Origin of the sequence: Micromonospora sp. NPDC052213, assembly GCF_040679695.1 — a bacterium.
In the GTDB taxonomy this organism is placed as follows: Bacteria; Actinomycetota; Actinomycetes; order Mycobacteriales; family Micromonosporaceae; genus Micromonospora.
The window spans coordinates 1-5,509 of sequence record NZ_JBFAVI010000272.1; the positions used below are offsets into that span (position 1 = coordinate 1).

At 75.3% G+C, this 5,509-nt stretch carries 2 protein-coding genes; both read left to right on the top strand.

The window, feature by feature from the left end; translation table 11 throughout:
* On the top strand, positions 1–1,256 hold a 1,256-nt coding region (locus tag AB0L34_RS32640; protein ID WP_363709392.1), incomplete at its 5' end, for a KR domain-containing protein.
* A 339-nt stretch (positions 1,257–1,595) separates the two neighbouring features.
* On the top strand, positions 1,596–5,509 hold a 3,914-nt coding region (locus AB0L34_RS32645), incomplete at its 3' end, for a type I polyketide synthase (RefSeq protein ID WP_363709394.1).

The window sequence follows — 5,509 nt, forward strand, 5'->3', positions numbered from 1 at the left end:
CCCCGCAGGGCACCGTCCTGATGACCGGCGGGGCGGGGGCGGTCAGCCGGCACACCACCGCCTGGCTGGACCGGCACGGCGCCGCCGTGGTGCCGCTGGACCAGCCGGCCGGCGGGAAGTTGACCGACCGGATGGAGCAGCTCGCCGCCGACGGGCGGCCGGTGACCGCGCTGGTGCACGTACCGGCCGACACCGGCACCGTGCCGCTGGCCGAGCTGACCCTCGCCGACCTCGCCGCGGACCTGCTCGCCACCGTCGGCGACATCCCCCGGTACGCCGACGAGCTGGAGAACCGGGCCCTGGGGGCGCTGGTGCTCTGCTCGTCCACCTCGGGGGTGTGGGGCTCCGGCGGCCGTTCCGGCCAGGCGGCGGGCGACGCCCTGCTCCAGGTTCTCGCCGCCAACCGGCGCCTCGCCGGCCTGCCGGTGACGTCGGTGGCGTTCGGCCCCTGGGCGGACGGCCTCGCCGACGCCGACCTGGAGCAGCTCGGCCGGCGCGGCCTGCCCGGCATGGACCCGGAGCTGGCGGTCGCCGCGCTGCGCCGGGCCGTGGCTGACGGCGCGCAGCTCGTCGTGGCCGACGTGCGGTGGGACCGGTTCGTGCCGGCCGTCGCCGCCGTGCGGGCCCGGCCGCTGTTCGGCGAGGTTCCCGAGGCGCAGGAGGCGCTGCGCGGCCTGCACACCGACGAGCCGGCCGACGACGGGGCCGCCGCCGCGCTGCGCGAGCGGCTGCGGCCGCTCGCCGACGCGGAGCGGGACGCCGTCCTGGTCGACCTCGTGGTCACCCAGGCCGCGGCGGTGCTCGGCCACCCGGGCACCGGCGAGCTCGGCCCGGCGCGGGCGTTCCGCGAGGTCGGCTTCGACTCGATGACCGCGGTGGAGCTGCGTAACCGGCTCCGGGCGGCCACCGGGGTGAGCCTGCCGGGCAGCGTGGTCTTCGACTACCCGACCCCGCTGGCGTTGGCCCGCCACCTGCGCACCCTCGTGGTGGAGGAGGGGGCGACCGCGACCGCCGGCCTGCTGTCGGAACTGGAGAAACTGGACGGCCTGTTCGCCGCCAGCGCCCCGGACCAGCTGACCCGGCAGAAGCTGCTGGTGCAGTTGCAGGCGTTCATCGCCCGCTGGGGCGAGGACCGGCCCGCACCGGCCGAGGCCCCCGTGACGCAGACGCTCGAGGGGGCCAGCGACGCCGAGATCTTCGAATTCATCCATCGGGAGCTCGGCGGTCCCGGCGGCAATGCCGGCGGGGTTTTCTGAACAATTGGTCGCCCATTTGTGGGGCGCGCCCACGGGGCCGGCCGCGGCGGCTGACATTGCCACCGCCGCCGGCCCCGCGGGGCCGGCGGCGGGGCGTTGGCAGGCCAGCCTGCGACCGCTCCGGCGGTGGTCCTGCTAGGGGCGGCCGTAGGGGACGCTAGGGGTTGTGACCGCTGCCGGCCGGAACTTACCTTCCTCCGGGAAGTAGGACCTGGTGGGCACTGCAACGCTGTTGATTATTGCAATTCGTGGTCGGGCTGAATGGGCTGTGGTGTCGCGGCTTGAAGCGTCTGTGGACGGTATCTGGTCGTCTTTTTCCGGCCCGAAAAGGTGGCGTTAATGGCGACTGAAGACACTCTCCGGGAATACCTGAAATGGGTTACCGCGGACCTCCACCAGACCAGGAGGAAGCTCGGAGAACTCGAGGCGGCCCACCGGGAGCCCATCGCCATCGTCGGTATCGGCTGCCGCTTTCCCGGCGGGGTGCGCTCGCCCGAGGACCTGTGGCGGCTGGTCGCCTCCGGCCGCGACGCCATGTCCGACTTTCCCACCGACCGCGGCTGGGACCTGGAGCGGTTGATCCACCCGGACCCCGACCACCCCGGCACCTCGTACGTGGCACAGGGCGGGTTCCTCGACTCGGCCACCGAGTTCGACCCCGGCTTCTTCGGCATCTCCCCGCGCGAGGCGCTGGGCATGGACCCGCAGCAGCGGCTGCTCCTGGAGACCTCGTGGGAGGCGTTCGAACACGCCGCCATCGACCCGGCCACGTTGCGCGGCCACCAGGTCGGCGTCTTCGCCAGCACCACCGTCCAGGATTACGCGGCGCTGCTCCAGTCGCCCCCGCCCGGCGTCGAGGGGTACGTCCTCACCGGCACCGCCGCCAGCGTGGTCTCCGGCCGCATCGCGTACGCGCTCGGGCTCGAGGGCCCCGCCGTCTCCATCGACACCGCCTGCTCGTCGTCCCTCGTCGCGCTGCACCTGGCCTGCCACGCCCTGCGTCAGGGCGAGTGCACCCTCGCGCTGGCCGGCGGCGCCACCATCCTGTCCACCCCCAGCGCGTTCGTCGGCTTCTCCCGCCAGCGCGGGCTCGCCCCCGACGGGCGGATCAAGGCGTTCGCCGCCGGTGCCGACGGCACCGCGTGGGGCGAGGGCGCCGCCATGCTGCTCGTGGAGCGGCTCTCCGACGCCCGCCGCAACGGCCACCCCGTCCTCGCCGTGGTGCGCGGCAGTGCCGTCAACCAGGACGGCGCGTCCAACGGCCTCACCGCCCCCAACGGCCCGTCCCAACAGCGGGTCGTGCTCCAGGCCCTGGCCAGCGCGCGGCTCTCCCCGGAGCAGGTCGACGCGGTGGAGGCGCACGGCACCGGCACGAGCCTCGGCGACCCGATCGAGGCCACGGCCCTGCTCGCCACGTACGGCCAGGGGCGGCCGGCGGACCGCCCGCTGCGGCTCGGCTCGGTGAAGTCGAACATCGGCCACACCCAGGCCGCCGCCGGCGTCGCCGGGGTGATCAAGATGGTCATGGCCCTGCGGCAGGACACGCTGCCGGCCACCCTGAACGTCGACGAGCCCACCCCCCACGTCGACTGGTCGGCCGGCGCGGTGTCGCTGCTGACCGAGGCGCTGCCCTGGCCGCGCGGGGAGCAGGCCCGCCGCGCCGGTGTCTCCTCGTTCGGGATGAGCGGCACCAACGCCCACGTGATCATCGAGGAGGCACCCCAGGAGACCCCGGACGCCACCACCGCCCCGGTGGCGTCCGGCGCGGGCGCCGCCGCCGGGGAGACCGCCCCGGTGGCGGCGCCCGACCCCGCCGCCGCGCTGGTGCCCGTGGCGCAGCAGCCCGGCCTGCTCGCCTCCTCCGCCACGGTCTGGCCGTTGTCGGCCCGGTCCGCGTCCGCCCTGCGGGAGCAGGCGGCCCGGCTCGCCCGGTACGTCCGTGACCATGACGACGTCGACCCGGCCCGGCTGGCCTGGTCGCTGGCGACCACCCGGTCCGTGTTCGAGCACCGGGCGGCGGTGGTGGCCGCCGATCCGGCGCAGTTGCTCGCCGGATTGGACGCGGTTGCCGCCGGCACCCCGGCCGGCACCGTCGTCACGGGGGTGGCGGGTGAGCCGGGGGAGGGCCCGGTCTGGGTGTTCCCGGGGCAGGGCGCGCAGCACGTGGCGATGGCGGCCGGGCTGATCGGCGCCTGCCCGGTGTTCGACGAGGCCCTCGCCGAGTGCCAGGCGGAGTTCGACCGCTGGCTCGACATCGACATCCGCGCGGTGCTGACGGGCACCGACGACTCGTGGCTGGGCCGTTCCGAGGTGGCGCAGCCGGCGTTGTTCGCGGTCGGTGTGGGTCTGGCGCGGCTGTGGCGGCAGGCCGGCATGACCCCGAAGGCGGTGATCGGCCACTCGCAGGGTGAGATCGTGGCCGCCCACGTGGCCGGGGTGCTGTCGTTGGCCGACGCGGTGAAGGTGCTGGCGTTGCGGGTGCGGGCCCTGGCGATCATTGCCGGCACCGGGGCGATGGCGGCGATCGACCTGCCTGCCGCCGAGGTCACCGCACGGCTGCCCGAGGGCGTGACCGTCTCCGTCATCAACGGCCCCGGTACCACTGCCGTCGCCGGGCCGCCGCAGCCCGTCGCCGACCTGGTCGCGGCGTGCGTCGCGGAGGGTGTGCGGGCCCGGCTCGTGGCCGTTGACTACGCCTCGCACTCCCCGGCGGTGCAGCCGGTCTCCGACCGGGTACGTACCGAACTGGCTGGCCTCGCCCCGAGCGACGGCGACGTCCGGATCATCTCGACGGTCACGGGGACCTGGCTCGACGGCGCTCGGATGGACGCCGACTACTGGGCGGAGAACCTGCGCCTGCCGGTGCTGTTCGACACCGCCGTGCGTACCGCGATCGACGCTGGTCACACGGACTTCGTGGAGGTCTCCCCGCACCCGGTGCTGACCATGTCGGTGACCGCGATCCTGGACGACACGGGCGCCGATGGTCGGGCGTTGGCAACGCTGCGTCGTGGTGAGGACGCCCGTGTCCGGTTGCTGACCAGCTTCGCCCTGGCCCACGCCAACGGGCTGCCGGTCGACTACCGCCGGATCCTCGCCCCCGCGCCGGTGCTCACGGGCCTGCCCACGTACGCGTTCCAGCGCGAGCACTACTGGCCGGAGCCGGTGGCACCGGCCGCCACGGGACCGGTCAGCCCCGACGTCATCGACATCGAGTTCTGGTCGGCGGTGGAGCGTTCCGACGTGGCGGCGCTGGCCGCCCAGCTCGACGGCGGCGCGGCCGACGCGGAGCTGCTCGCTCCGGCGTTGCCGGTGTTGTCGTCGTGGCGGAAGGCCCGGTTGCAGCGGGCGGTGCTGGACGGCTGGTCGTACCGGGTGGTGTGGAAGCGGGCGGCCCCGGCGGTCGGCGGCGGTGCCGTGGCCGGTGACCTGCTGGTGGTGCGGCCGGTCGACGATCCCGCGGTGGACGGCTGGTTGGAGCTGCTCGCGGCCGCTCTGCCCGGCGGGTCGGCCGTGCGGCAGCTGGCTGTCGACCCGGCCCGGGTCACCCGGGAGGAGTTGGCGGAGCGGCTGGCCGGGGAGCGGGACGCGCAGCCGGCCGGGGTGGTGTCCCTGCTCGGCCTGGCGGACGCGCAGTACCCAGGCCACCCCGGCATCCCCACCGGGATGGTCGCGACGACCCGTCTGGTGCAGGCGTTGCAGGACGTCGACGTGTCCGCGCCGTTGTGGTGCGTGACGCGGGGCGGGGTCGGTACCGGCCCGGCGGATCCGGTGGCCAGCGCCGCGCAGCACGCACTGTGGGGGCTGGGCCGGGTGGTCGGCCTGGAACACCCCCGCGCCTGGGGCGGCCTGGTCGACCTGCCCGCCGAGCCCGACGCCGCCACCTGGGCGGAGGTGGCCCGCATCCTCACCGCCGCCGGCGACGAGGACCAGTTCGCCGTCCGCCCGTCCGGTACCTTCGTCCGGCGGCTCACCCCCGCCACCACCCCCGCGTCGGGGCAGGTCACCGCCTGGCAGCCGCGCGGCACCGTGCTGATCACGGGCGGCACCGGCGCGATCGGCGCGCAGGCCGCCCGCTGGCTCGCCGACAGCGGCGCGGAGCACCTGGTGCTGACCAGCCGCCGCGGCCTCGACGCCGCCGGCGCCCGCGAGCTGGCCGACGAGCTGACCGCCACCGGCGTACGGGTCAGCGTGGTGGCCTGCGACATGGCCGACCGCGACCAGGTCGCCGCGCTCGTGGCCGGCCTGGACGA